The organism is Klebsiella sp. C283, from assembly GCF_048822555.1.
Classification (GTDB): domain Bacteria; phylum Pseudomonadota; class Gammaproteobacteria; order Enterobacterales; family Enterobacteriaceae; genus Klebsiella; species Klebsiella quasipneumoniae.
In genome coordinates this window covers 15814-39695 of the sequence record NZ_JBMEZS010000003.1, presented here as the reverse complement: position 1 = coordinate 39695, position 23882 = coordinate 15814, and the positions used below count along the sequence as shown (strand labels likewise).

The following is a 23882-nucleotide window of genomic DNA, read 5'->3' as shown; positions in this document are numbered from 1 at the left end:
CCTTCTATAGATTGAATCGTGTTCAATTCATATTCTTCTCAGGAGATTCGCTATGCCAAAGGATTCGATGTTCTATGCTACGCTCGAAGAAGCTATTGATGCAGCACGTGAAGAATTTCTCGCCAACAACCCTGACAGCGATGAAGAGAGCGCTAACGTTGAGCAGCTCAATATTCAAAAGTATGTGCTGCAGGATGGCGATATCGCCTGGCAGGCCGAATTTTTTGCTGACGAAGAGGAACAAGGCGAATGCTTACCGATGCTCAGCGGCGAAGCCGCGCAGAGCGTCTTCGATGGGGATTATGATGAGATAGAGCTGCGTCAGGAGTGGCTGGAGGAAAATACGCTTCATGAGTGGGATGAAGGTGAATTCCAGCTCGAGCCCTCGCTGGACACCGAAGAGGGACAGACGGCGGCCGACGAGTGGGACGAGCGTTAATCAGTTATAGGGCCCGTGGCTGGCGTCCAGCGGCAGCAGCAGCGTATCGAAGACCAGCGAGAACGGCAGGTCCAGAATGGTGAGATAGCGCCATCCTGAATCGCGAACGTCCCACTGCACGCCCGGGTAATATTGATTGCCATGCCCCTGCCCGGGCACCGTCCGGCTAATAATGCTGCCGCAGCCGCTAAGCAGCAGCGCCATGGCAATGATCGGTAGTATTCGCATCCACAACCTCGTGTTTCAGATAAAAAAATACCGGCATCGCTGCCGGTATTTTCCTTAACGTACGGCTTATTTCGTTTTCAGCGCCAGCGGGTTAAGCGCCAGCTGCTGATAGGCGTTCACCCACGAGGAGTATTTCTCCGGCGCGGCCCATACGCGATAGTGCAGACGCGACATGGTTACCGGGTCGCTCAACAGCACCAGTCGACGATCGCGGTTCAGCTTATCCGGCGTTTCATTCAGCGCCTGCTCGACATGGCGCTCGCGGGCGATCTCCAGGATATGACCCTGACGGTGGCGCGCGGTGGCCATCGCGGTCGCGAGGGCATTAAACGACGGGTTAAACACCGCGTGCATAAAGCCATCGTCCAGCGAACGCTGACGGTTCTGCGTCAGGTACGCATCGGTATCCTTGAGCACCTGCGGCGGCGAATACTCTTCCGGGATCAGGAACAGCTTCCAGCGCTTGGTACGCAGGCCCACGGTCGCCCGGCTGGAGATCGCCGACACGAACGGCGACAGGATCAGCGATACGACAATCGGCGCCAGCCAGAACAGGAAGCGCAGATCCAGCCATGCCATGCCGACCGCCCATACCAGCCCCAGCAGCAGCTGCGAGCCGTGACGCATAAAGGCTTCTCCCCACGGCGTGGAGTCATCATCACGCTGCGGCGAATTCCACACCACTTCCCAGCCGAGGAAAGCGCTGACCACGAAGACGGTGTGGAACAGCATGCGCACCGGCGCCAGCAGGACCGAGAACAGGACCTCCAGCAGCAGGGAAAGCGTCACGCGGATAAATCCACCGTACTCTTTCGGCCCCTTACACCACACCAGGATGATACTCAGCAGCTTCGGCAGGAACAGCAGCACCATGGTCGAGGCGAACAGCGCAATAGCCAGCTCCGGACGCCACTGCGGCCATACCGGGAACAGCTGACGCGGCTGCAGGAAGTACTGCGGCTCGGTCAGGGCATGCACCACCTGCAGCGCTGTCGACAGGGCAAGGAACATAAACCACAGCGGCGCCGACAGGTAGGACATCACGCCGGTAAGGAACACCGCCCGGTGAACCGGGTGCATCCCTCTCACGAGGAACAGGCGGAAGTTCATCAGGTTGCCCTGGCACCAGCGGCGGTCGCGTTTCAGCTCGTCCAGCAGGTTCGGCGGCAGCTCTTCATAGGAGCCCGGCAGATCGTAGGCAATCCACACGCCCCAGCCGGCGCGGCGCATCAGCGCGGCTTCAACGAAGTCGTGCGACAGAATCGACCCGGCAAAGTTGCCCTCGCCCGGCAGCGGCGCCAGCGCGCAGTGCTCAATGAACGGCTTCACGCGGATGATGGCGTTGTGTCCCCAGTAGTGGGACTCCCCCAGCTGCCAGAAGTGCAGACCCGCCGTAAACAACGGACCATACACCCGGGTGGCAAACTGCTGGCAACGCGCATACAGCGTGTCCATGCCCGAGGCGCGCGGGGATGACTGGATGATCCCGGCGTTCGGGTTCGCTTCCATCAGGCGCACCAGGCTGCTCAGACACTCTCCGGTCATCACCGAGTCAGCATCCAGCACCACCATGTAGCTATACTGGCTGCCCCAGCGGCGGCAGAAATCATCGATGTTGCCGCTCTTACGCTTCACGCGACGACGACGACGACGGTAGAAGATCTGCCCTTCGCCCTGTACTTCGGCAATCAGCTCCATCCACGCCTTTTGCTCAGCGACACAGATATCGGGGTTATAGCTGTCGCTGAGGATATAGACGTCGAAATGGGCGGCGTTGCCGGTGGCTTTCACCGACTCCCAGGTCGCCCGCAGCCCGGCGAACACGCGGTCAACGTCTTCGTTACAGATCGGCATAATAAGCGCCGTACGGTGCGCCGGGTTCAACGGTTCGTCACCGACCGTCGAGGCGGAAATACTGTACTTATCGCGACCGATCAACAGCTGCAGGAAGCCCATTAACGCGGTCCAGAAGCCGGCGGAAACCCAGCAGAACAGCACCGCGAAGAGGATCAGAATGCCGCTCTGCAACACGTACGGCAGCAGCTGCATGAACGAGACCCACAGGTTCTGCCCCACCATATCGGCCGGGTTGATCAGCGCCCAGCCCTGATAAGGCAGAATGGTTTTCATGTACCAGGTCGCCACCACGGTCTGCGACAGCGTCAGCAGCAACAGGATGTAGCGACGAATGGTGCCGACGGTACGCCATTTTTGCTCGCTCTCGCGTTCTTCTTGCGTCAGGCGGGAGAGATAGCGCGGCGTGACATCGCGTCCGCGCAGACGGTCCCAGAAGCGGCCAACCGGGTTGGTACGCCACGGGTCCGGGATCATCGAGGAGCGCTTGGCTTTCGGCATCGCATGCAGCTGGGTGCGGCCTTCATCATCCTTCACCAGCTGATCGCCAGACAGCGAATCCGGCCAGCTGTGCGCCAGCCGCGCCTTGACCGACCCCAGCGGGGAGTCGTCTTCACGGGCGAAGGTCTGATGTTCGTCATCCAGGGCCTGATGAACGGCCTGCAGGCTGGTGTCCGGCAGCGCCGATTTCTCGGCGTCCGACAGCGGCAATGCGTCAATGTACTTCGTTATCTTATTCATTGGCAGGCAGCTGATAGCTCCAGGTTTCGCTCAACGTGTCATCGCCGTTAACCAGTGCGGCGCGCATTTCCGTCGTTTTCTTCGGATCTTTCACCTTCAAACGCAGGATCATTCGCCAGCCTTTGGTCACCGGGTTGTAACGCACGGTATTTTCAACGATTTCAGCGTTATCGCCGGTGCTCGCCTGGGCGGCGACCGGGGTATCCGCCGGCAGTTTTTTCATATCGGCGCCGGTGAAGTCGACAATGAAAGCAATGGTGCCGTCCGGCTGGCGGATCAGGTTCGACTGCTTCACATCGCCGGTAGAGCGGCGGGTCTGCATAACGTACGCGTTATCCGGCGCATGCAGCTTGTCTTCATCGCGGCTGAAGGTGATGGTGTACTTGAAGTTCATCTCCTTGCCCGGCTCCGGCAGCTGATCCGGCGTCCAGTAAGTCACGATGTTATCGTTGGTTTCATCGTTGGTCGGGATTTCGACCAGTTCGATTTTCCCTTTGCCCCACTCCCCTTTCGGGGTGATCCAGGCGCTCGGGCGCAGGTCATAACGATCGTCAAGGTCCTCGAAGCGCGAGAACTGACGGCCGCGCTGCAGCAGGCCGAACCCTTGCGGGTTTTCCATCGCATAGCTGCTAACGGCCAGGTGTTTCGGGTTGTTCAGCGGACGCCAGATCCACTCGCCGTTGCCCGCCAGGATCGACAGACCATTGGAGTCGTGCAGCGCCGGACGATAGTTCAGCGCCGGAGAAGGCTGGTTGGAACCAAACAGGAACATACTGGTAAGCGGCGCCACGCCCAGTTTGCCCACTTTGTCACGCAGGTAAACTTTGGACTGGACATCCACCACGGTATCGCGTCCCGGCATGATCACAAAGCGATAAGCGCCGGTTGCCCGCGGCGAATCCAGCAGCGCATAGATAGTCAGACGCTTATCGGTAGCTTTTGGACGCTCAATCCAGAACTCACGAAAACGCGGGAACTCTTCGCCGGAAGGCAGCGCGGTATCGATAGCCAGACCGCGCGCGGACAGACCGTATACCTGACCCTGACCCAGCACGCGGAAGTAGCTGGCACCGAGCATGCTGACGATTTCATCGTTCTTATCTTTGCTGTTGATCGGATACAGTACTTTGAAGCCGGCGAAACCAAGGTCTTTCACCGTGTCTTTATCGTGCTGAACGTTACCAAAGTTAAAATAGTCCGGGCTATATTTAATTTTGCGCACGCTGGTGGCCGTCACTTCATTGATGGTGACCGGCGTGTCGAAGTACATACCCTGATGGTAAAATTCAAGCTTGAATGGGGTTTTCTGGTTATTCCAGTAAGCTTTATCGTGATTAAACTGAATTTGCTGGTAGTCCGCGTATTTCATGTCGCGGAAAGCGGAGGGCAGGTTACTCTTTGGCGCTTCATAGCCTTTCCCGGCTAACGTTTTGGCCTCTTTTGCAACGTCATCAATGCTAAATGCCCATGCAGATGAAGTACACAGGGACAACATTACGGCTGCGCTTAACCAACGCATTTTCATCATCTGTGGTTTATGTTTCATATAAGTAAGCACTTCCCCCTTTGTGTGCTTAAATCGATCCGATCTATTTTAATGGAAACTCAGGCAATCCGACAACATAATCCCTGCTTTGTTCAGCGTAGCGGCGCAGGGAATAAACAGTTCGCAGTCCCGTTTGCACTTTGCGTGCTTATCCTGGAGACAGGTACCCCGAGTTCATGTAGGGTTGCTGATAATGTAAGCGTTATCATCTTGAGTGATAAGACGAATTATCTGAGATTGTCGTGAATCGTATGAATAATACTCCGGTACAGCGTGAATATTTTTTCGACAGCATCCGCGCCTGGCTGATGCTGCTGGGGATCCCTTTTCACATTTCGCTGATTTATTCCAGCCATAGCTGGCATGTCAACAGCGCAGAGCCCTCGTGGTGGCTGACGCTGTTTAATGATTTCATTCATGCCTTCCGCATGCAGGTCTTCTTCGTGATCTCCGGCTATTTCTCCTACATGCTGTTCCTGCGCTACCCGCTGAAAAAGTGGTGGAAAGTGCGCGTCGAACGGGTCGGTATTCCGATGCTGACCGCCATCCCGCTGCTGACGCTGCCGCAGTTTATTATGCTGCAGTACGTCAACGGCAAGGCGGAAAACTGGCACACCCTTTCGGGGTACGACAAATTCAACACCCTGGCGTGGGAGCTCATTTCCCACCTCTGGTTTTTGCTGGTCCTGGTGGTGCTGACCTCGCTGGGGGTGGTGCTGTTTAAATGGCTGACGCGCCGCCCGACTCCGGGCGCTCACGCATTCGGTGACACTGTCACCATGGGCCAGCTGACGATGATTTTCCTCGCGCTGGGGGTGCTTTACGCGCTGATCCGTCGGTCATTATTCGTGATCTACCCGCCCCTGCTGAGCAATGGTCTGTTTAACTTTGTGGTCATGCAGACGCTGTTCTATCTGCCCTTCTTTGTGCTGGGGGCGCAGACCTTTATTAACCCGCGCTTAAAGGCGATGTTCACCACCCCGTCGCCATGGTGTTGCGTGGCGTCACTGCTGGGATTCATCGCTTACCGCCTGAACCAGCAGTATGGATCTGGCGACGGTTGGATGTATGAAACGGAATCGGTGATCACCATGGTGCTGGGGCTGTGGATGGTAAATGTGATCTTCTCGCTCGGCCATCGCCTGCTGAATTTCCAGTCGGCGCGGGTGACCTACTTCGTCAATGCTTCGCTGTTTATTTACCTGGTGCACCATCCGCTGACGCTGCTGTACGGGGCGTGGATCACCCCGGCCATTAAGTCGAATACCTTAGGCTTTATTGGCGGGTTGGTTTTTGTGGTGGGGATTGCCCTGATCCTGTATGAAATTCATCTGCGTATTCCGCTGCTGCGTTTCCTGTTCTCCGGTAAACCCATGAGCAAACCGGCAAAAACCCCGGCCTCGGCCAGCTAACCTTTAGCCTTTGCGGCACGCCAGGCGTGCCGCGCTACGCTTGCTCATCAAACAGCCGGTCGAAGATCATATTATACAGGGCTTCTAAATCCGCTTTATCGACCGGAGTGGAGGCGCTCAGCTCACAACGGTAGGCTGCCCCCTCCGTCAGAACGGCGATGAGCTCTGAAGCAGCATTGCGTCGCGCATCGCCGAGACCGGGATGATAGCGCTGCGACAAACGGCCGCCCTCCTCTTTCAACCTCCGATCGGCCTGCACCAGGATCTCGCGCAAGCGTGGGTTACGCGAGGCTTCGGCGTTAATTTCCATCAACAGATAATTGTCGCTTTTGGTGGCTGCCGAAGTCGGGATCCTGCCGGCCAGCACCGCCGCTTTGCGCGCCAGATTGTGGTTCTCATCGATCATCTCCCCGACCCTGGCGTTGACGATTTCGCTGACAATCGCTTCGATGATCGCTTCCTTGCTGGCAAAAATGCGATACAGCTGACCGACGCTCAGGCCCGCCTCGCGGGCGATATCAGCGACAGAGGCGCCATGCAATCCCTTTGCCGCAAAACATCTTTGCGCAGCGGCAACGATCTCCGCGCGGCGCGCCTGCTGCTTCTGCTGTACTTTTCCTTCCGACACCTGCTCCCTCCTGCAATCCATCATTCCTGTCAATACCGGCGGTTATCATAGCCTATTCTGCGGAATCAGGGGTATGCCGCCAGCAGGCGACGATAGATAGCCGCCGTTTCCTCGTCGAAACAGACGAACAGGACCCGTTCAAGCGGGTTATAGCGGGTGAGAAACGCGGTCACAGTGCGCACGGCGATCGCCGCCGCTTCCTCTTTCGGATAGCCATACAGGCCGGTGCTGATCGCCGGAAACGCAATGGAGCGATAATTGTTTGCCGCCGCCAGCTGCAGGCTGTTTTTGTAGGCATCGGCCAGGGTTTGCGCCTCCATGCGGTCGCCGCCGTGCCAGACCGGGCCCACGGTGTGGATCACCGCGCTGGCGGGAAGATCGCCCGCCATCGTGATCACCGCATGACCAGGGGGACATTCGCCCTGCTGCTGCAACACTTGCTTGCAGGCCGCCAGCAGCGCGGGACCGGCCGCCCGGTGGATCGCGCCATCCACCCCGCCGCCGCCCAGCAGCGAGGGGTTTGCCGCATTCACAATCACATCGACATCAAGCGTCGTAATATCGCCGAGAATTACTTCAGGTTGAACAGCCATTTCTCCTCCTGTCGGCATAGCGCGTAGATACGGCTTTCTGCCGATACTAGGGCATACCCGCCCCCGGGAGCAAGATTATCCCGCCGCGCCGGCGACAAGAAGGTAAAAAAAACAGGACCCTGAGGGTCCTGTTGCTATCATCGTCCCGCCGTCAGGCGTTGTCATTGGCGAACGATTTATGCTTATCCGCACGGGCCGCCAGCCACAGGCCACTATTTTTCATGGCATAGCCAAAGACCAGGCCCAGCGCCAGAGAAGGGATAACCAGACGCCAGTCGCCGTCTGCCGCGAAGGTCGCGCAGGCGCCGATAAAGGTGCCGGGGACAAACGACAGCAGCGTCTGTCGCGCCTGGATGCACATCAGAAAGGCCACGACGCCGGTCATCATATAGCTGAGGATCTGCAGCTGCGGGGCCAGCGCGCTACCGTGGATAATCACCAACGCCCAGACCACGCCGCTCATTACCGTACAGGAGGAGATGGCCAGACCTTTCAGACCGCCCTGCGGGCAGGCGAAATAGGCGGTACAGCCGAGGAAACCGGCCCAGCTCAGCAGGCCGAGGGCGACCGCCACCCATCCCCAAATCCCGGAGAGAATGCCCGTCGTTAATGCGATTGCGAAGAGTATGTTCATGGCGCGTATCCTAGCAGATACGCGCCGGAAGAATGCGATCAAAAACACACTATATGAATGAACCTAATTTCAGTTACATTCAAATAGTGACTTAAATCACATTTTATTGCTCATCTTCTTCCTGAAGCTCGTCCCACATCGCGGCGATGGCGTCGCGGGTCAACGGCGCCATCGTGCGCCAGAACGCTGTGTGCGCATGCGCTTCGACTTTCCCCAGCATTGTCCCGCACCACGGCAGGATATAGTCGGCAAACAGGCGCTCCAGCGTCTCGCTCTGCTCTTCTGTGGCATGATCCTCCAGCCAGGAGGCGGCCAGCAGCAGCGATCCGAGATGATCCGCCGGACCTTCTCCCGTCGGGATGCCATGCTCGCTCAGAAAAGCCCGGACCTCCGCTTCCGAGGAACCCTCCACCCACGCGCTGCGGTACGGCGGGACGCTGCAGGCTTCACCGACGAACAGCGCATTATAGTCCGTCGCCAGGGACTGCATTTCACAGCTTTTCTGCAGACGCGCCAGCAGCTCGTCCTGTTCCAGCGGCCAGCTGGCGGCCAGTTTACCCTCGCGGATCAGGGTAAACAGCGGCACCAGCAGCGGGTCCTGCGGTTGACGGTAATACAGCGAACCCAGCACGCGGCAGAGGATTGAAAACTCGTTCATTCAGTTATTCCAGTTATACAAATTAAAGGTCAGCAAATTCCGGGATCGCCGGCATACCACGCGACTCGAGGAAGTCAAGCAGGCGACGCGGAGAAACGTTGAGGATCCTCTCCTCCGGGAAATCGACAGCATCGAGGATCTTGCGGCATTCGGTAAACTCTCCGAGGGTAAACGCAGTGTGAGAGTCCGAGCCCAGCGCCACCCACCCTCCGGCGTCGCGCACCGCGGCGGCGATGGCCCGGCAGTTATCTTCACTGCCCACGCGCGATGAAACGAAAGAGGAGTTATTGATCTCCAGCGCCACCTGGTAACGGGCCGCCGCTTCGGCAATGGCCGGGATATCCACCGGGAATTTCGGATTCCCCGGATGGCTAATCATATGCACTTTACCGCTGGCCATCGCGGCAATCATCGCCTGCGTATGGGTGGCGCTATCCTGCGGCGGAAACACCGGCTCGTGGAATCCGGCGATGATCAGATCGAGCGACGTCAACATCGGCCCGGAACAGTCGATCTCGCCTTCGATATTTTTAATATTCGATTCAATTCCGCGCAGGATCCCCACCCCGTCCACCAGACGGGGCCAGATGCGCATATTAACGAAATGCCAGTAGTGCGGAGCATCCGCCATGTCCGGGCCGTGATCGGTAATGGCGAAGAGTTTGATCCCTTTACGCTTTGCTTCCGCAATATAATCGTGCAGGGTGCTGTAGGCGTGGGTGCTGGCGACGGTATGCATGTGCAGGTCAACGGGATACATCACATTCTCCTCTTCTGTTTGCCGCAAGAATAGCAGGAATCCGGGCGCTTGATTAGCAAAAACCCCGCCGCAGCGGGGTTTGCTTACCTTAATAACCGCGCTGACGATCGACCTGACCGCTAACCGGTTCCCCTCGCTCCAGGCGGCTAATGGTCCCGGCGATGTAGGCAATGGCCTCCATCGGGCGTGTGACTGCCGCCACGTGGGGAGTCATGGCCACCCGCGGGTGCGCCCAAAGCGGGCTCTCCTGGGGCAACGGTTCGCGACTGAAGACATCGAGCATTGCCCCTTTGAGCTTACCGCTGTTCAGCGCCGCCAGCAGATCTTCTTCAACGACATGCACGCCGCGGGCAAGGTTAAGGACATAGCTCTCATCCGGCAGCTGCGCCAGCAGCGTCTGGTTAATAATGCCGACGGTTTCAGCGGTGTTCGGCAGCAAGTTGATCAGCACGCGGGTCCCCTGCAGGAATGTGCCCAGCTCGGCCTGGCCGGCAAAGCTCTGCACCTGCGGCCAGGCTTTGCGGCTACGGCTCCAGACGCGAAGCGGGAATCCCCAGGGTTGCAGGCTTTCCGCCACCTTCGCCCCCAGCACGCCGGCGCCCATAATCCCGACGGTGAAATCGTCTGCAAGATACTCAGGCAACGGCTGCCAGCGGGACGCCAGCTTCTGCGCCTGATAGTCATCGAACCGGCGGAACCAGTGCAGAACCTGGCTCACCGCATACTCCTGCATCTGCCGTCCCATGCCGGTATCTTCAAGGCGAAACAGCGGGATCGACAGGGGCAACATATCCGGATGATCGCGCAGCTTACTGAGGATCGAATCCACCCCCGCCCCAAGGGCGAACACGGCCTTCAGCGCCCTGCCCTGCAGCATCTCTACCGGTGGATGCCAGACCAGGGCATAGTCCGCCGGCTGGTTATCGCCCGCTTTCCATTCGCGCACTCGCGCGCCGGGTAACTGCTTTTCCAGCTCTCGGATCCAGTATTGGGTATCAAAGGTCGGATGGTAAAAAATAATCTCCATAGGGGCTCCTGATAGCAAACGCCCGGGGCAGGTTAATGCTGGCGTCTTATTTTACTCATTGTTTTCTATTGGTTTGCCAGCATAGCAAATTTCCCCTTGTCGCAAAGTGAAAAGGGAGTGGCGACAAAAAAAACGGATTTCGCACGTTTAAGGAGCAAGTTGTTCGAAGTTTGTCTAAACGCGCTGATTTTGCAAAAAGTTGATTGACGGGCGATACGTATTTCCCTACATTAGCGCCCGTTCCCGACAACAACGGGAAAGACAATATGGTGAGGTGTCCGAGTGGCTGAAGGAGCACGCCTGGAAAGTGTGTATACGGCAACGTATCGGGGGTTCGAATCCCCCCCTCACCGCCATATTTTAAGAAGAGCTCGTACGCAAGTACGGGCTTTTTTTTTTCGCATGTGGCACCCGCCGGGGGGGGATGAGAACCCCCGACCGGGGTTCGACAACTGGCGCAGCCAGTTGGACAGACCGCGAGCCCGCGAGCGGGCTGCCCCGCAGGGGCGAGCGAAGCGAGTCAATCCCCCCCTCACCGCCATATTTTAAAAAGAGCTTGCTAACTGTTTCGCCCTTCAGCGTCAGATCTGTTCAGCCATAGCCCGGCCAGTACTAGAAAAGTGTGGCCATCTATGTCCTGTGCCTTTGTATCCTTGACGACATAATCACCTGGATGACATTATTTCTTTTCCAATGCGCATTACTTTTTCACATCCCCTTGCTTACACATTCGTGTACTCTACCTCCCATGCTTTATCATCCTCCGATAATGATTTACCCGTTTCTTCCTGTACTGCTATCATTGAACAGCTATAGATTAATGTATTCGCGCAGAATCCTGCCCCTCATCTTGGTATAGCTCGGCATAAGGATGTGATCTTCGGAATGCCGATAATCACTCCAATAAATAAGTCGCTAATACATTTCTCGGCCTATATCTTCGCTTTAACGAAATAGGCAGATTCTAATCAGGCTTGGAGATTGTTCAACTTTTCCAATAGTGACTGCAAGATATAGCCAGGCTCGGAGAAACCCAAACAAGCCATAAGCTAGAGTTCAAAGCCAAAGATATCTCCAGCCTTTCAGAGGCTCAGTGTCAAATAAGTAGGATTTCAATGACAACAGCAATCAACCAAAAGTTACAGAGCAGCCGCAAAGAGTTGCTGGATATTGGGCTTCGCAACAATATGCTTAACTTCCGCAAGACGGCTAAGACCCTGATGGTGGTGGATGAACTAGCCGAAGAGGTATTTAACATCCTCTATCGCCAGGATAAAACGATGACTTTTTCGCCGATATCTCGCAAGAAGCTGGAAGAACTGGCGGAAAAAGAAGGGGGTGAGGACGAAGAAGCATTGCTGTCAGAGCTGGAGAATCTGGACTACGCTGGCGTATTTGCAGAGGCGGAAGATGAAGATGAATCCGGCACGTCACGCCGCCATCTGGATACGCGCCTGCAGACAGCGCTCTCCGATGAAAAGTTGTTCCTTCAGTTATTAAAAATACACACTGAGGCGAAAGGATTTATTGAGGAACAAGGCGTTAATACCCTGTTCCTGGCCCTTGGCTTCCTGCATTGGTATGAAGCAGACAGTTCAGATACTCTACGTAAAGCCCCCCTGCTGCTGCTGCCCGTGAGCCTGGAACGTAGTGGTGCTAAAGAGGCTTTCAAGCTGAATTATTCGGGCGATGAGTTAATGGCCAACCTTTCGCTGGTGGCAAAACTCAAGACCGATTTTGGTCTGGATATGACTTCCTGCACATTCGATGAAGATAACTTTGCGGCAGATGAGAACAGCCTTGAGCGTTTCTACAACGATGTCACCGATGTGGTCAGCAAACAGGTACGCTGGAAGGTCGTCAAAAATGAAATAGCGTTGGGTTTCTTCTCGTTTGGTAAATTTCTGATGTTCAAGGATCTTGATCCTAAGAGCTGGCCTGATGAGAAACAACCAGAAGCAAACGTCGTTATGAAGCGTTTGCTTGGTCCTGGCTTCGGCGATATACACGCAGCATATAGCGAAGGCGTAAATATTGACTCGGTCATCAAACCGGGTGATATAAATTTTGTAAAGGACGCAGATAGCAGCCAAACGGAAGCGATTCTGGAAGTACGTGAGGGAACCAACCTGGTCATTCAAGGGCCGCCAGGGACAGGCAAGTCGCAGACCATCACGAACATCATTGCGGAATTGATCGGTCAGAAAAAAACGGTGCTATTCGTTGCTGAAAAAATGGCCGCTCTTGAGGTGGTAAAACGGCGTCTTGATGAAAGCCATTTAGGCGATGCCGTCCTCGAATTACACAGCCATAAATCCACAAAGCAATCGGTACTCAAAGAGTTAGGCAGAACGCTGGATCAAGGACGCCCGCTGACCAAAATTGGCGAGGAGGACCTTTCCAGTTTGAATATGCTACAAGATGACCTCAATGAATATTGCGAGGCAGTGAGCGCTCCAGCAGGCGCTAGCGGAATGCCGTTTATCGACGTGCTGGGTCACTATCTGCAACTAAAGCGAGTAAATCCGGGGCTGTCCGTCATTCCGTTTGCGCCAATGGCGACCTGGAGCTATGCCGATCAGCAAAAGCATCGTGAGCTGGTTGATGAGCTCGTTCTGCATCTAAAGGAGATGGGGCGCCCCGATCAGTGTACCTTCTGGGGAAGCAACCGGACGTACTTTTCACCTATTGAGCAGAGCAGCGCTAACGATGCGCTGCAGTTAGCGAGTTCGCATCTTATTGCACTCCAGTCCACGGCTTCTGCGCTTTCTGAACGATTAATGCTCACTCAACCAGCAACGCTGGCAGACGTCGATATCGTGTGCCGGGCGGCACGTCGTGCGGCCGAAGCACCACAACTGGATGGAGTTCAGCTTTCCACGGGTGAGTGGCAATCAAGGCGTGATGAGATCCGTGAATTGTTAGACGCTGGTGGGCGTATGACGGCTTGCCGTATCAGACACGACAGCCAGTTGATCGACGCGGCCTGGGAACAAGACCTTTTAGAGGTCCGCCAAAGCCTTTCGATATATGGCAATAAATGGTGGAAAGTATTGTCTGGCCGTTTTCGGGCAGCCCGTGCGCGTTTGCAAGGGTTATCCCGGCATGAATTACCTAAAGCCAGCGCGGATATGCTGGAGTTAGTGGATACGGTACTGGCCTACCAACAAAGTAAGAAAGTGTACGATCAGCATGAAGTGCTTGGTAGCGCCCTGTTCGGCGCGCAATGGCAGCATCAGAAAACAGATTGGCCTGTGCTTGAGCATTTGAGTGCCTGGGTAATCAAACTGCATGACGATCTGGGAAATGGACAGATTCCAAAAGGCATCATCGCTTTCCTGTCCGGGCATTCTGATGCCAGCGGTCTCGGCAATTCCGTTACCGAAATAGAACAACACATCAGTGGGTTGGAGAAGGAGCTGCATCGAGCGCTTGAAGTGACCGGAATGCAGACAGAAAACACCAAATCCAGCGTCAGAACACAAGGTCTCACCAGGCTTGGCAAATATCTACAATTGTGGCAAGACAACCTGAATGCGCTTTACCAGATAGCGCGATTTAACGTGCTCTCAGAGCAATTACGCAAGGTTAAGTTGGACGATCTGCTAGAAATCGCTATCAGCATTGATAAACCTGAGCAGCTTACAACAATTTTAGACCTCTCCTGGTATTCTGGCCTGGTGCAGAAGGTCTATGCCGAGAATCCCGTGCTGCAGCGGTTCGACAGAATTAAACACGATCACCAGATTGCACGTTTCAAGTCGCTCGATCTGGCTTCACTCAATCATGCTCAAAGCTATTTGGCTAAGCAGATATGGGAAGGTATGCCTAATATCAATCAGCCTGGTGAAATAGCTGTACTGCGGGCCGAACTCAATAAGAAACGCAGGCACATCCCGATAAGACAGCTTATTGATAAGGCTGGCCGGGCGATTCAACAGATCAAACCCATCTTTATGATGAGCCCGATGTCTATTGCGAACTTCCTTCCACCCGGAAAACTTGAATTCGATGTTGTCGTATTCGATGAGGCCTCGCAGGTGAAGGCTGTTGATGCATTCGGCGCAATCATGCGCGGTAAGCAGGTGGTTGTGGTCGGGGATACCCGTCAGATGCCGCCGACTGATTTCTTCAGCCGGGACGTAGAGCTAGAAGATGACGAGGCTGCAGTTTCCGATATTGAAAGCATCCTCAGCTTGTTCAAAGCCGCCGGTAGCCAAGAACGTTATCTTCGTTGGCACTACAGGAGTCGTCACGAATCATTGATTGCGGTATCTAACGTTGAATTCTATGACAACAAACTGGTGGTATTCCCTTCTGCTGGGCAGCATCCACATGCTCATGGCGTGAGTTTCAACTACCTGCCCGATGCATTGTACGACCGGGGACGAACGCGTACCAATAGGGGGGAAGCTAAGGCGGTTGCACAGGCCGTTATTGAGCATGCGATTCGAACACCAGAACTCTCTCTGGGCGTCGCGGCATTCAGCGTATCGCAACGTGATCTTATCCAGGTTGAGGTTGAATTACTGCGCCGTCAACGGCCCGAAGCCGAAGCTTTTTTCACTACGCAGAGCAGCGAGCCGTTCTTTGTCAAAAACCTGGAAAACATCCAGGGAGATGAACGGGATATGATTTTTATCAGCATCGGTTACGGGCGCAATGAGTCGGGGCGAATAGCGAAAGAATTTGGCCCGCTGAATCGTGAAGGCGGGCACCGCCGACTCAATGTTCTGATCACCCGCGCCAAGCTGTCGATGCAGGTATTTTGTAACTTCAGAGCCGAAGAGCTTGAACTTGATTCAGGTGCCAGCCTTGGCGTCAGGGCGTTGAAAAACTTTCTTAAGTATGCAGAAACAGGCGAGCTTGAAGTCGCCATAGAGACGGGGAAAGCCCCTGATTCACCCTTCGAGCAGGAAGTTATCGAGGCTCTACGCGAACGCAACTATGAGGTTGAGCCACAGGTAGGAACTGCTGGGTACTTTATCGATATTGCGGTTAAGGATCCAGAGTATCCCGGGCGCTATATTCTGGCGATCGAGTGCGACGGCGCAGCTTATCATAGTTCGCGTTCAGCCCGGGATCGCGACCGATTGCGCCAGGGTGTGCTGGAAGGACTCGGCTGGAACTTCCATCGAATCTGGAGTACCGATTGGTTCCGCAATCCACAGCAGGAAACCGCTCGAGTTGTCGCCGCAATTGAAGCGGCCAGAGCGAAAATTGCCGAAGGAAGAAGTGTGGTAGAACCTAAGCCAGAGCCAAAGTATAAAATTGAGCGAGGCGCCCCAGCAGCGAAAACTGAAGTGCTCTCCAGTTTCAGTCAACCTTATGTGAAAACCAAGCTGGTTCCGGTGATATCATCAATCAGCCTGCATCAAGAGAAGCCAGAACGATTGATGCAGATGATTAGGACTGTTGTTGATACAGAGGCACCAGTACACACCAGTGAAATAACACGACGTCTGTTGGAAGCTTTTGGCGTAACTCGCGCAGGTTCAAGAATCGCGGCTGCTGTTGAAGGTGCGATTAACCTTGGTACAAGACAAAACTTTTTTAGAATTAAAGGAGATTTCGTGTATTCCTTTGAGAGTTTGCCTATCCCTATCCGTAATCGCGCCCATATGGAGTCAGCAGAACGGAAACTTGAATGGGTAGCACCTGAAGAAATAGATCAGGCCTTATTGAAAACAGTAACTCTCGGCTTTTCAATAAGTCATGAGGATGCCATTTCTGGCGCATTAGATCTCCTGGGCTTCGGGCGTGCAACAGCGAAGATTTCGCAAGCCCTTGAAGAAAGGATCGGTAGCCTTGTCACAAAGAGGCGTTTACAAGTAGTTAATGGTATCGTCACTACTACAAGTGTTTACCCTTAAAGTTTAATGCAGTGCGATTATAATACCGCTTTCATTATACTGTATTACGCACATAGAGTATGGGTATGCCAGCACCCGGAATAGTACTGAGGGGACTGGCTACTCAGCGGGTGGCCATTCCGCTATCATATGTCTTTCTACGGCGTTTTAGCCCCTGCATTTCACCCCAACAACATATACCACAGATATGTTCCTGAGCGTCTTCCACCAAAACTTATAGAGTACGCTCGGCAAGCCATCTTCTGGAAATGACAATATCAGCACCAACACCAAATGATCGCTTTACTATTTTTGGTATCCTTTTTTAGTTATTAATGATGTCCTGTTTCTGTCTGTTCACTTCCATCTGGAGTCATTGTTCGGGGAAAGAAAGATCGAATACTCCAGTTTATCCTAGTACCGTTTACTGGTGGAGCACAGAGAGATGAAAACCTTAGATCTGGGTCGACAACTGTCGCAGCAACCTGGACAGACCACGAACCTGCGAGCTAACTGCCCCAACGTCTGCCATATTCATAAGGAGTTCAGGAGGAAATCGTTTTCTTAACAAACCATATCCGCCCGACAATTTCTGAAGCTGCGCAAAAAAATTTGCATGATTTATTTAAATTTATCGCCATTCAAAAAAAGAAATGTCGGATTGTATTTTTCCATTAGTTCATTAGTTTTCCTTGCAGAAGAATACGTCTTTAATTTCCTCGAAAAAATAACCGCCAAAATAAAAGAAATCGAATTCTCGATAATGATATAGGCAATCCTAGACGTTATAATAAAAATGATGAACAAAGATAAACTTGTCATTACACTATCAATATTTTCAGGTGGATAAGTCAATTCACAAAATAACCTTAATATTGCAATGATATAGTAAATCAAAAACAACAAAAAAGCAGTATGGGCAAATAAATGGAGTGTTATTTTTTTGAGTGAATATATTGGTATCGTGTGCCTATCATAATCAAAAATTTGTGGGCAATCAAGAAAGGATAAAAACCCTGTATTATTAATACGAATGTTATTATCGTGAATATAACAAAATAAAACTTGCAATATCGGTACAGGGTAAAGTAGCCCATATTGCTTGAGCTTTAATTCCTTCATCAAAACCTCATATTTATCATCAGTTCCTCTATATTCCTTTATTAATTTCAAAGCATTAATTTTATCGTCCACCGATAGTTTTAAAAAACCAGACGAGAGATTATTTTTAAAAATCCAGAAAAATGGAAAAAAAAGTCTTCTTATTGACCTTACTGACCACAAACAAATCGTTACTATTAGTGGACCTGTAATGCCTTTGAAATGTTCATCCAGTAGCCATGAGTTTTTAATAAAATCTAAAATATTCATGTTCTCAATTATACACCGTTCCTTAAATCATTAATTTTATCATAACATTTTACTCAAACCAATTTCATTTTGACAAATCTTTTTTAGGGTTATTAATATTCCGTATAAAATACAATCGCGATACAAATTACAGATATATTGTCTTTTTGAATATCCAGGCAAGTCAGAACCATCCCTTTTATATGTATGAGGCGAAGAATGACATGATACTACAAAAAAGACAATATTATTATCGTAACCACTTTAATAAACTCCACTTATATTAGCCCTATAAATAAAACAATCCTTTTTCATCAATGCTTTTATCATATCGATTTGTTAATCTATAGCCATCAGCACACCCTCCTTAAATATAGATTATCTGAGGCCATTTTTCTGATAACACCCAGACTACGCCAACTAATAATATCATAAGGCGATTATCTTATACTGTTTATTTGGTAAAGGAATGAGATATATGTAGAATTCATTTGTGATGTGAGTAGATGCATTGCTATCTTGCCTGGTTGAGATAGGTAGATGAACAGCAAAGAAATAAAGATACATCTGAAGCAGATTTTGATCCAATTTAATACCTCATCGGAGTGGTTTCACATTTAAGTGATTTTCTCTCTTTATTAGACTCTCGAGCCTATCGCTAAGTAGCGGAGACTTCGTTCATTACTCATCATTTACTCACAACAATACGCTAAATCAGGTTACATAAGTTATAAACACTTTAGTATGGATTCCAAATCCCAACAAGATCCTGCCATATATATTTTTCCAGGTACTAAATACCCTGCCTCCCCCATCAATCCTCCTCCATTCGCTGATACTCTTCGCTGAGGTAATCCACCAGCGCTCTAACGGAGGGCAGCAGCCCGCGCCGGGAGGCAAATACCGCATGGATCACTTCCCGCCGCGGCTGCCACTCATCCAGTACCACCTCTAACTCCCCTGACGCCAGCTGATCGCGCACCATCAATAAAGGAAGCTGCACCACCCCCACGCCGGCTATCGCCGCCTCGCGCAGCGCCAGCATATCGGTGGTCACCATTCGCGGCGTGAAATACACCTCCGCCCTTGCCCCTTCAGGCCCGGTAAGCTGCCATTTATGCTGATGCTTGTTCGCCCCCAGGCTGAGCCCTGGCCAGTCGCTCAGCTCAGACGGCGCCTGCGGGCGTCCGAGCCGGGAAATCAGCTGCGAACTGGCCACCAGCCGGTGCCCGCGGTCCGCCAGCACGCGCATCACCAGGTCGCTGTCCTCGATTGGCCGGGGACGGACGCGGATCGCCACATCAATGCCCTCACCGACCACATCCACCCGGCGGTTGGTCGCCTCAAGATGCAATGTTACCCCGGGATAGCGCGCCATAAATCGCGCCAGCATCGGTCCGATATGGACATGCAGCAAGGTGACCGGACAGGTGATCCTGACGCTGCCGCGCGGCTCGGCGCGCAGCGTGTCGACCGCCTGCTGCGCCGCCTCGGCCTCAATCAGCATCGCTTTGCAATGCTGGTAAAAGGTCTGCCCGACCTCGGTGACCGCGAACTGGCGAGTGGTTCGCTGAATCAAACGCACGCCCAACCGCTCCTCGAGTTGCGCAATACGGCGGCTGAGCTTGGATTTCGGCTGGTCAAGCGCTCGCCCCGCCGCGGCGAAACCGCCATGGTCCACGACCTGGACAAACCAGGCGAAGTCATTGAGATCCTGCATCCTTCCTCCATTGTTCCATTTTTGGAACAGTATAGGTCATTTTTGCTTACTACCGCACACGTCGTCCCGGATATAAGCTTATTCACATCAGATACCGATACACAGGAGAAAGCCATGAAACAGATTACAGGAGTCTACACCTCGCCTGCGCAGCATTGGGTAGGCGACGGCTTCCCGGTTCGTTCGATGTTTTCCTATCAGACGCACGGCCAGCAGTTGAGCCCCTTCTTACTGCTCGACTATGCCGGGCCGTACACCTTCCCGGCAGGCAGCGATAAACGCGGCGTCGGTGAGCATCCGCATCGCGGATTCGAAACCGTCACTATCGTCTACGCCGGTGAAGTAGAGCATCGTGACTCCACCGGACGCGGCGGGGTGATCGGCCCAGGCGACGTGCAATGGATGACGGCCGGCGCCGGGATCCTGCACGAAGAGTTCCACTCGGAGGCCTTCACCCGCAGCGGCGGCGAGCTGAAGATGATCCAGCTGTGGGTCAACCTGCCCGCCAAAGACAAAATGACGGCCCCCGGCTACCAGAGCATTACCGCCGGGACAATCCCCACCGCCGCGCTGGCGAATGGCGCCGGACAGGTTCGGGTTATTGCCGGCCAGTATGACGACGTCAGCGGCCCGGCCCATACCTTCTCACCGCTTAACGTGTGGGATCTGCAGCTGAATCAGGGGCACGACCTCACGCTGCGCCAGCCGGAAGGCTGGAGTACTGCGCTGGTGGTACTGGAAGGGGAAGTGATCATCAACGGTTCCGAACCCGCCCGCGAAGGCCAGCTCGCCGTCCTGAGCCAGGCAGGAGACGCACTGCACCTGGAGGCGACAACCCAGGCAAAAGTTCTGCTGATGGCCGGCGAACCGCTGCAGGAGCCGATTGTGGGCTATGGCCCCTTTGTCATGAATAACAAAACACAGATCGCAGAAGCCGTTCGCGATTTTAACAGCGGCCGCTTTGGCCAAATCTAACTCATTGAGGTGAATACTATGTCTACTCCCGCTAACTTTAACGGTGCTCGTCCGGTGATTGATGTCAACGATACCGCCATGCTGTTGATTGACCACCAGAGCGGCCTGTTCCAGACCGTCGGCGATATGCCGATGCCAGAGCTGCGCGCTCGCGCCGCCGCGCTGGCGAAGATGGCCTCGCTTGCCGGGATCCCGGTGATCACCACCGCTTCCGTGCCGCAGGGGCCGAACGGTCCGCTGATCCCGGAGATTCATGAGAACGCGCCGCATGCGAAATACATCGCCCGTAAAGGCGAGATCAACGCCTGGGATAACCCGGAATTCGTCGCCGCGGTGAAAGCGACCGGTCGCAAAACGCTGATTATCGCCGGGACCATCACCAGCGTCTGCATGGCCTTCCCGGCGATTGCCGCCGTCGCCGACGGTTATAAAGTGTTTGCCGTGATTGACGCTTCCGGCACCTACAGCAAAATGGCGCAGGAGATCACCCTGGCTCGCGTGGTACAGGCCGGCGTAGTGCCGATGGATACCGCCGCCGTCGCCTCTGAGCTGCAGCGTACCTGGAATCGCCCGGACGCCGCAGAATGGGCGGAGGTGTACACCAAAGTCTTCCCGGCCTACCAGCTGCTGATCGAAAGCTATAGCAAAGCGCAGGACGTCGTGAAGAATAACGAACAGCTTGATTCCCAGCGCTAAAACGCCTGCCCCGCTACGTCGCAGCGGGGCGTTGTTCATTGCGTGAGCGGTCGGTAAAGAAAGAAGAAATTATGCTTGACCGTTTAAACGCAACTCCCTATAGTAGCGCCCCGTTGCCCACCCAAGGTGAGCAGCAAGACAATATGGTGAGGTGTCCGAGTGGCTGAAGGAGCACGCCTGGAAAGTGTGTATACGGCAACGTATCGGGGGTTCGAATCCCCCCCTCACCGCCATATTTGATACAAAATCAATCGCTTACAACGTAATATTGGTTTTGTCCTGCATAAAATGTAGCATAAAGAAGCTCGTGTAAACGGGCTTTTTTTGTATCTAATCTTCCTGTTTTTACTGTGATTTTTCTAATGAAAGGTCTGTTTTTGAACTTTTAGTTATTGCAACGAACTTACCATAGCTTGCATGCCCTCCACATCTGAAAAACTTGAATACGTTACCTCCTACAAGTAAAAACATTGGGTCCCTCTTTCTGATACTGCCGTTACCCTGTTAAAATCTTTGCCACACGGCAGGGAGAAACCTTATTTTCCCAGTCCCGCGAGATGGACAGCTATCAGATATGTCATTGCTGGCTGTATTGAAACGAATGGGACATAGTGGCTTAACGTTCCACCTTTCGTGATTGGGCTGGTGAAACCACAGACCATCAACGTGAGGTCATTGAACATGCGTTAGCACACCAGTTGGCAGATAAGGCCGAAGCAGCATACCAGCGCGGGACGTTATGGCCTAAGCGAGTTACGCTGATGGATGATTGGGCGGGGTATTGCTTTGCCAATGCTTAGCTGTTCTGTTCGAAAACACCATCAAAAAAGCTATACACATGATGGCTACGATAAGGCCCAGTGAGGCGGTTCGTACCCGTTGATCCGCTATTGATGAAGATAATAGGTTTTGGAACATCCCCGGTGAATTTATGAAGATGAAGCATCCTCACAAAATTCCGTTGAGCAAAGAAGCCCTCCGTATTCTAGAAAACATGCAGCCTATCAACGGTCATAAAGAATGGGTTGTCCCAAGTATCAAAACCCCGTTAAACCATATGCATGAACAAACAGCTAATGCAGCAATTATCAGAATGGGATTCGGTGGTGAACTAGTAGCTCACGGTATGAGATCTATTGCAAGGACAGCAGCCGAAGAATACGGTAGGTTTAGAACTGAGGTGCTTGAATCCGCTCTGGCTCGTACTAAAAAAGATAAAATAATAGCAGCATATAACCGTTCAGAACACCTAGTTGAAAGAGAAGATCTTATGAAATGGTGGGGGGATTATGTCAGCAGCAAAAAATATAAGATGATGGCAGCATAAATAAATTTTAATTAGATAATTATGACACAGCATAAGGTAAAAGTAATGAGAATATCAAAAACATTAGAATCATTATTTACATTTCTAAAGGAAAAAGAGCAGAAAGGTCAGCTATTCAATAAAGAGGCTATACTCACAGCCACCGGTTGGAAAGCTGCTACATTTAGAACTTATTGGGTTAAAGGGCAATTATCTGATTTCATTAGCGCAATTGATGAAGATACATTTGAGGCATCAAACTGTCAAAACATCTCAGTTATAGAGTTTTCGAAACTATTATCTCAAAGTAAGCATAGAAGAGGGTTAGGTCATAATTGCCAGTCGAAACTAGCAAAAGCATTATTAACAAAATCTAGAGATAATATGATGCTTGCTCTTGAATTATATAATAGACCTTCAATTGAGAATAGAATGGATGCATTTGTGATGTGTTTTTGCACTTCATGGGAACAATTATTAAAAGCTTTTTTGATTGAAAAAAATGGTGAAGAGTCAATTTTCAAAAAAGAAAACAAGCGAGGATTCAGAGAGACCATTTCACTAAGGGACTGCTTAGAAAAAACATTCCCATTGAATTCAAAGATAAGGGATAATATAGAACAAATAACAATCTTCAGAGATCAGGCTGTACACCTTTTAATGCCAGAAATACAAGGAATAGCCTCAAGAATATTCCAATCTGGTGTTCTTAATTATTCATCATATTTTGAAAAATTCACAGAAGTTTCTTTTCTTAATAACAATAGCACAGGAATGATATCCTTGGTAGGTGAGTTTAGAACACCTCCAATATCTGTACTGAAATCTATTTATGGAGAAATAGCTACTGATATATTAGACTTAGCAACAACTCTTCAGCAAGAAGTTGATGATAAAAATGATATAGAGTATGCAATTCCCTTAAATGTAAAACTTGTTTTTGCAACATCAGATGATGACGGGAATACGATAACCTTAGCTAAAGCTGATGAGGGAATCGAGGGACTTAAGAAGGCTCTAATTATAGAAAAACCAGTAGATAGGTCAAGAACACATCCGTATTTGCAAAAGGATGCCATTGAGCATATAAATGAAAAAATCCACGAGCTTTATAGTATAGAAAAAATAGAAAAACATTTAGTATTCAAAGATAATAAAACAGGTAAGAAAGCGATAAATAAAAATTGCTTTGATGCTGTTATTTGTAAAAACGGATGGAAAAAATCAAATAATAAATATCATCACAAAAATAACAATCCAGAATACCACTATTATTCACCAGCATTAGTAGATGAATTTGTCAAGAAAGCTATGGCAAATGAAGATTATCTAATGAATACAAAAAAATGGTATAATGCCAGAAGACGTAAGCAAAAGTAATGGATAGGGAAACTATGAACAGTACATATCATTTATAAGCGTGCTGTTCATAGTAATTTACAGATCATACTGATTCATTTCGG

The 23882-nt window shown here is 52.0% G+C and carries 17 protein-coding genes, 2 tRNA genes and 2 pseudogenes; 10 read left to right on the top strand and 11 right to left on the bottom strand.

Translation table 11 applies throughout. The features are described from left to right. The first annotated feature begins 52 nt into the window (after window positions 1–52). Entirely contained in the window at window positions 53–439 is a 387-nt protein-coding gene (locus ACOI7Z_RS05860) for a MysB family protein (RefSeq protein WP_002898981.1), read from the top strand. Here the strand turns inward: ACOI7Z_RS05860 and ACOI7Z_RS05855 are convergent, their stop codons facing one another. The 3 genes from ACOI7Z_RS05855 to mdoG form a co-directional block, all read right to left on the bottom strand. Then, complete coding sequence (locus tag ACOI7Z_RS05855; protein WP_004204534.1) at window positions 440–667, bottom strand: YceK/YidQ family lipoprotein; 228 nt, start codon at window positions 665–667, stop codon at window positions 440–442. 66 nt (window positions 668–733) lie between these two features. Further along, the gene (gene mdoH / locus ACOI7Z_RS05850; protein WP_064158267.1) at window positions 734–3262 is read right to left on the bottom strand and encodes a glucans biosynthesis glucosyltransferase MdoH; all 2529 of its coding nucleotides are present in this window, start codon (window positions 3260–3262) and stop codon (window positions 734–736) included. Beyond that, complete coding sequence (gene mdoG / locus ACOI7Z_RS05845; RefSeq protein ID WP_004140751.1) at window positions 3255–4808, bottom strand: glucans biosynthesis protein MdoG; 1554 nt, start codon at window positions 4806–4808, stop codon at window positions 3255–3257. Before mdoG ends, mdoH begins: the two co-directional genes overlap by 8 nt. Before the next feature lie 251 nt (window positions 4809–5059). Between mdoG and mdoC the strand changes: the two genes are divergently transcribed. Continuing rightward, window positions 5060–6220 carry a glucans biosynthesis protein MdoC gene (gene mdoC / locus ACOI7Z_RS05840; protein ID WP_065812117.1) on the top strand — a complete coding sequence of 387 codons (1161 nt, stop codon included), beginning with the start codon at window positions 5060–5062 and terminating at the stop codon, window positions 6218–6220. A gap of 34 nt (window positions 6221–6254) precedes the next feature. On the opposite strand, the gene ACOI7Z_RS05835 is transcribed toward mdoC, so the two are convergent. The 6 genes from ACOI7Z_RS05835 to ghrA all read right to left on the bottom strand — a co-directional run bounded on the left by ACOI7Z_RS05835 (window position 6255) and on the right by ghrA (window position 10520). After that, the gene (locus ACOI7Z_RS05835) at window positions 6255–6848 is read right to left on the bottom strand and encodes a TetR/AcrR family transcriptional regulator (RefSeq protein ID WP_060592419.1); all 594 of its coding nucleotides are present in this window, start codon (window positions 6846–6848) and stop codon (window positions 6255–6257) included. A gap of 65 nt (window positions 6849–6913) precedes the next feature. Next, on the bottom strand, window positions 6914–7441 hold the full coding sequence (gene ymdB, locus ACOI7Z_RS05830) for an O-acetyl-ADP-ribose deacetylase (RefSeq protein ID WP_087848982.1): 528 nt from the start codon (window positions 7439–7441) through the stop codon (window positions 6914–6916). A gap of 151 nt (window positions 7442–7592) precedes the next feature. Then, entirely contained in the window at window positions 7593–8075 is a 483-nt protein-coding gene (locus ACOI7Z_RS05825) for a DUF1097 domain-containing protein (protein ID WP_044522057.1), read from the bottom strand. 103 nt (window positions 8076–8178) lie between these two features. Next, complete coding sequence (locus ACOI7Z_RS05820) at window positions 8179–8733, bottom strand: TorD/DmsD family molecular chaperone (RefSeq protein ID WP_023289113.1); 555 nt, start codon at window positions 8731–8733, stop codon at window positions 8179–8181. Window positions 8734–8755: 22 nt separating this feature from the next. Next, window positions 8756–9493, bottom strand: coding sequence for a phosphatase (locus tag ACOI7Z_RS05815; RefSeq protein ID WP_004204525.1), 738 nt, complete (start codon window positions 9491–9493; stop codon window positions 8756–8758). Between the two features lie 88 nt (window positions 9494–9581). Continuing rightward, window positions 9582–10520, bottom strand: coding sequence for a glyoxylate/hydroxypyruvate reductase GhrA (gene ghrA, locus ACOI7Z_RS05810; RefSeq protein WP_032452421.1), 939 nt, complete (start codon window positions 10518–10520; stop codon window positions 9582–9584). Window positions 10521–10788: 268 nt separating this feature from the next. On the opposite strand from ghrA, the gene ACOI7Z_RS05805 reads away from it, so the two are divergent. Together ACOI7Z_RS05805 and ACOI7Z_RS05800 are read left to right on the top strand one after the other, a co-directional pair. Further along, window positions 10789–10876 (top strand) — tRNA-Ser (locus ACOI7Z_RS05805). A gap of 759 nt (window positions 10877–11635) precedes the next feature. After that, window positions 11636–16393: a DUF3320 domain-containing protein gene (locus ACOI7Z_RS05800; protein ID WP_087848983.1), complete on the top strand. Its 4758-nt coding sequence runs from the start codon at window positions 11636–11638 to the stop codon at window positions 16391–16393. A 600-nt stretch (window positions 16394–16993) separates the two neighbouring features. Here ACOI7Z_RS05800 and ACOI7Z_RS05795 read toward each other — a convergent pair. Both ACOI7Z_RS05795 and ACOI7Z_RS05790 read right to left on the bottom strand, forming a co-directional pair. Then, on the bottom strand, window positions 16994–17743 hold the full coding sequence (locus tag ACOI7Z_RS05795; RefSeq protein WP_087776206.1) for a hypothetical protein: 750 nt from the start codon (window positions 17741–17743) through the stop codon (window positions 16994–16996). A 793-nt stretch (window positions 17744–18536) separates the two neighbouring features. Then, window positions 18537–19442 carry a LysR family transcriptional regulator gene (locus tag ACOI7Z_RS05790; protein ID WP_023289111.1) on the bottom strand — a complete coding sequence of 302 codons (906 nt, stop codon included), beginning with the start codon at window positions 19440–19442 and terminating at the stop codon, window positions 18537–18539. 114 nt (window positions 19443–19556) lie between these two features. On the opposite strand from ACOI7Z_RS05790, the gene ACOI7Z_RS05785 reads away from it, so the two are divergent. From ACOI7Z_RS05785 to ACOI7Z_RS05760, 6 genes and pseudogenes are all read left to right on the top strand, one after another. Then, on the top strand, window positions 19557–20417 hold the full coding sequence (locus ACOI7Z_RS05785) for a pirin family protein (RefSeq protein ID WP_087848984.1): 861 nt from the start codon (window positions 19557–19559) through the stop codon (window positions 20415–20417). Window positions 20418–20435: 18 nt separating this feature from the next. After that, window positions 20436–21113, top strand: coding sequence for an isochorismatase family protein (locus tag ACOI7Z_RS05780; protein ID WP_002898927.1), 678 nt, complete (start codon window positions 20436–20438; stop codon window positions 21111–21113). A 145-nt stretch (window positions 21114–21258) separates the two neighbouring features. Then, window positions 21259–21346: transfer RNA gene (locus tag ACOI7Z_RS05775), tRNA-Ser, on the top strand. Between the two features lie 232 nt (window positions 21347–21578). Next, a pseudogene (locus tag ACOI7Z_RS05770) lies at window positions 21579–21913 on the top strand (tyrosine-type recombinase/integrase); the annotation flags it as partial. Between the two features lie 53 nt (window positions 21914–21966). Next, window positions 21967–22440, top strand: a pseudogene (locus ACOI7Z_RS05765) (tyrosine-type recombinase/integrase); the annotation flags it as partial. Between the two features lie 45 nt (window positions 22441–22485). Continuing rightward, on the top strand, window positions 22486–23799 hold the full coding sequence (locus ACOI7Z_RS05760; RefSeq protein ID WP_087848985.1) for a DUF3644 domain-containing protein: 1314 nt from the start codon (window positions 22486–22488) through the stop codon (window positions 23797–23799). Window positions 23800–23882 lie beyond the last annotated feature (83 nt).

What these genes read in the sequence shown, in the direction of transcription:
- ACOI7Z_RS05760 (WP_087848985.1), top strand. Translation starts at nt 22,486, where the DNA reads ATGAGAATATCAAAAACATTAGAATCATTATTTACATTTCTAAAGGAA.
- ACOI7Z_RS05825 (WP_044522057.1), bottom strand. Translation starts at nt 8,075, where the DNA reads ATGAACATACTCTTCGCAATCGCATTAACGACGGGCATTCTCTCCGGG.
- ACOI7Z_RS05785 (WP_087848984.1), top strand. Translation starts at nt 19,557, where the DNA reads ATGAAACAGATTACAGGAGTCTACACCTCGCCTGCGCAGCATTGGGTA.
- ACOI7Z_RS05800 (WP_087848983.1), top strand. Translation starts at nt 11,636, where the DNA reads ATGACAACAGCAATCAACCAAAAGTTACAGAGCAGCCGCAAAGAGTTG.
- ACOI7Z_RS05780 (WP_002898927.1), top strand. Translation starts at nt 20,436, where the DNA reads ATGTCTACTCCCGCTAACTTTAACGGTGCTCGTCCGGTGATTGATGTC.
- ymdB (WP_087848982.1), bottom strand. Translation starts at nt 7,441, where the DNA reads ATGGCTGTTCAACCTGAAGTAATTCTCGGCGATATTACGACGCTTGAT.
- mdoC (WP_065812117.1), top strand. Translation starts at nt 5,060, where the DNA reads ATGAATAATACTCCGGTACAGCGTGAATATTTTTTCGACAGCATCCGC.
- ACOI7Z_RS05790 (WP_023289111.1), bottom strand. Translation starts at nt 19,442, where the DNA reads ATGCAGGATCTCAATGACTTCGCCTGGTTTGTCCAGGTCGTGGACCAT.
- ACOI7Z_RS05855 (WP_004204534.1), bottom strand. Translation starts at nt 667, where the DNA reads ATGCGAATACTACCGATCATTGCCATGGCGCTGCTGCTTAGCGGCTGC.
- mdoG (WP_004140751.1), bottom strand. Translation starts at nt 4,808, where the DNA reads ATGAAACATAAACCACAGATGATGAAAATGCGTTGGTTAAGCGCAGCC.
- mdoH (WP_064158267.1), bottom strand. Translation starts at nt 3,262, where the DNA reads ATGAATAAGATAACGAAGTACATTGACGCATTGCCGCTGTCGGACGCC.
- ghrA (WP_032452421.1), bottom strand. Translation starts at nt 10,520, where the DNA reads ATGGAGATTATTTTTTACCATCCGACCTTTGATACCCAATACTGGATC.
- ACOI7Z_RS05795 (WP_087776206.1), bottom strand. Translation starts at nt 17,743, where the DNA reads ATGAATATTTTAGATTTTATTAAAAACTCATGGCTACTGGATGAACAT.
- ACOI7Z_RS05820 (WP_023289113.1), bottom strand. Translation starts at nt 8,733, where the DNA reads ATGAACGAGTTTTCAATCCTCTGCCGCGTGCTGGGTTCGCTGTATTAC.
- ACOI7Z_RS05860 (WP_002898981.1), top strand. Translation starts at nt 53, where the DNA reads ATGCCAAAGGATTCGATGTTCTATGCTACGCTCGAAGAAGCTATTGAT.
- ACOI7Z_RS05815 (WP_004204525.1), bottom strand. Translation starts at nt 9,493, where the DNA reads ATGTATCCCGTTGACCTGCACATGCATACCGTCGCCAGCACCCACGCC.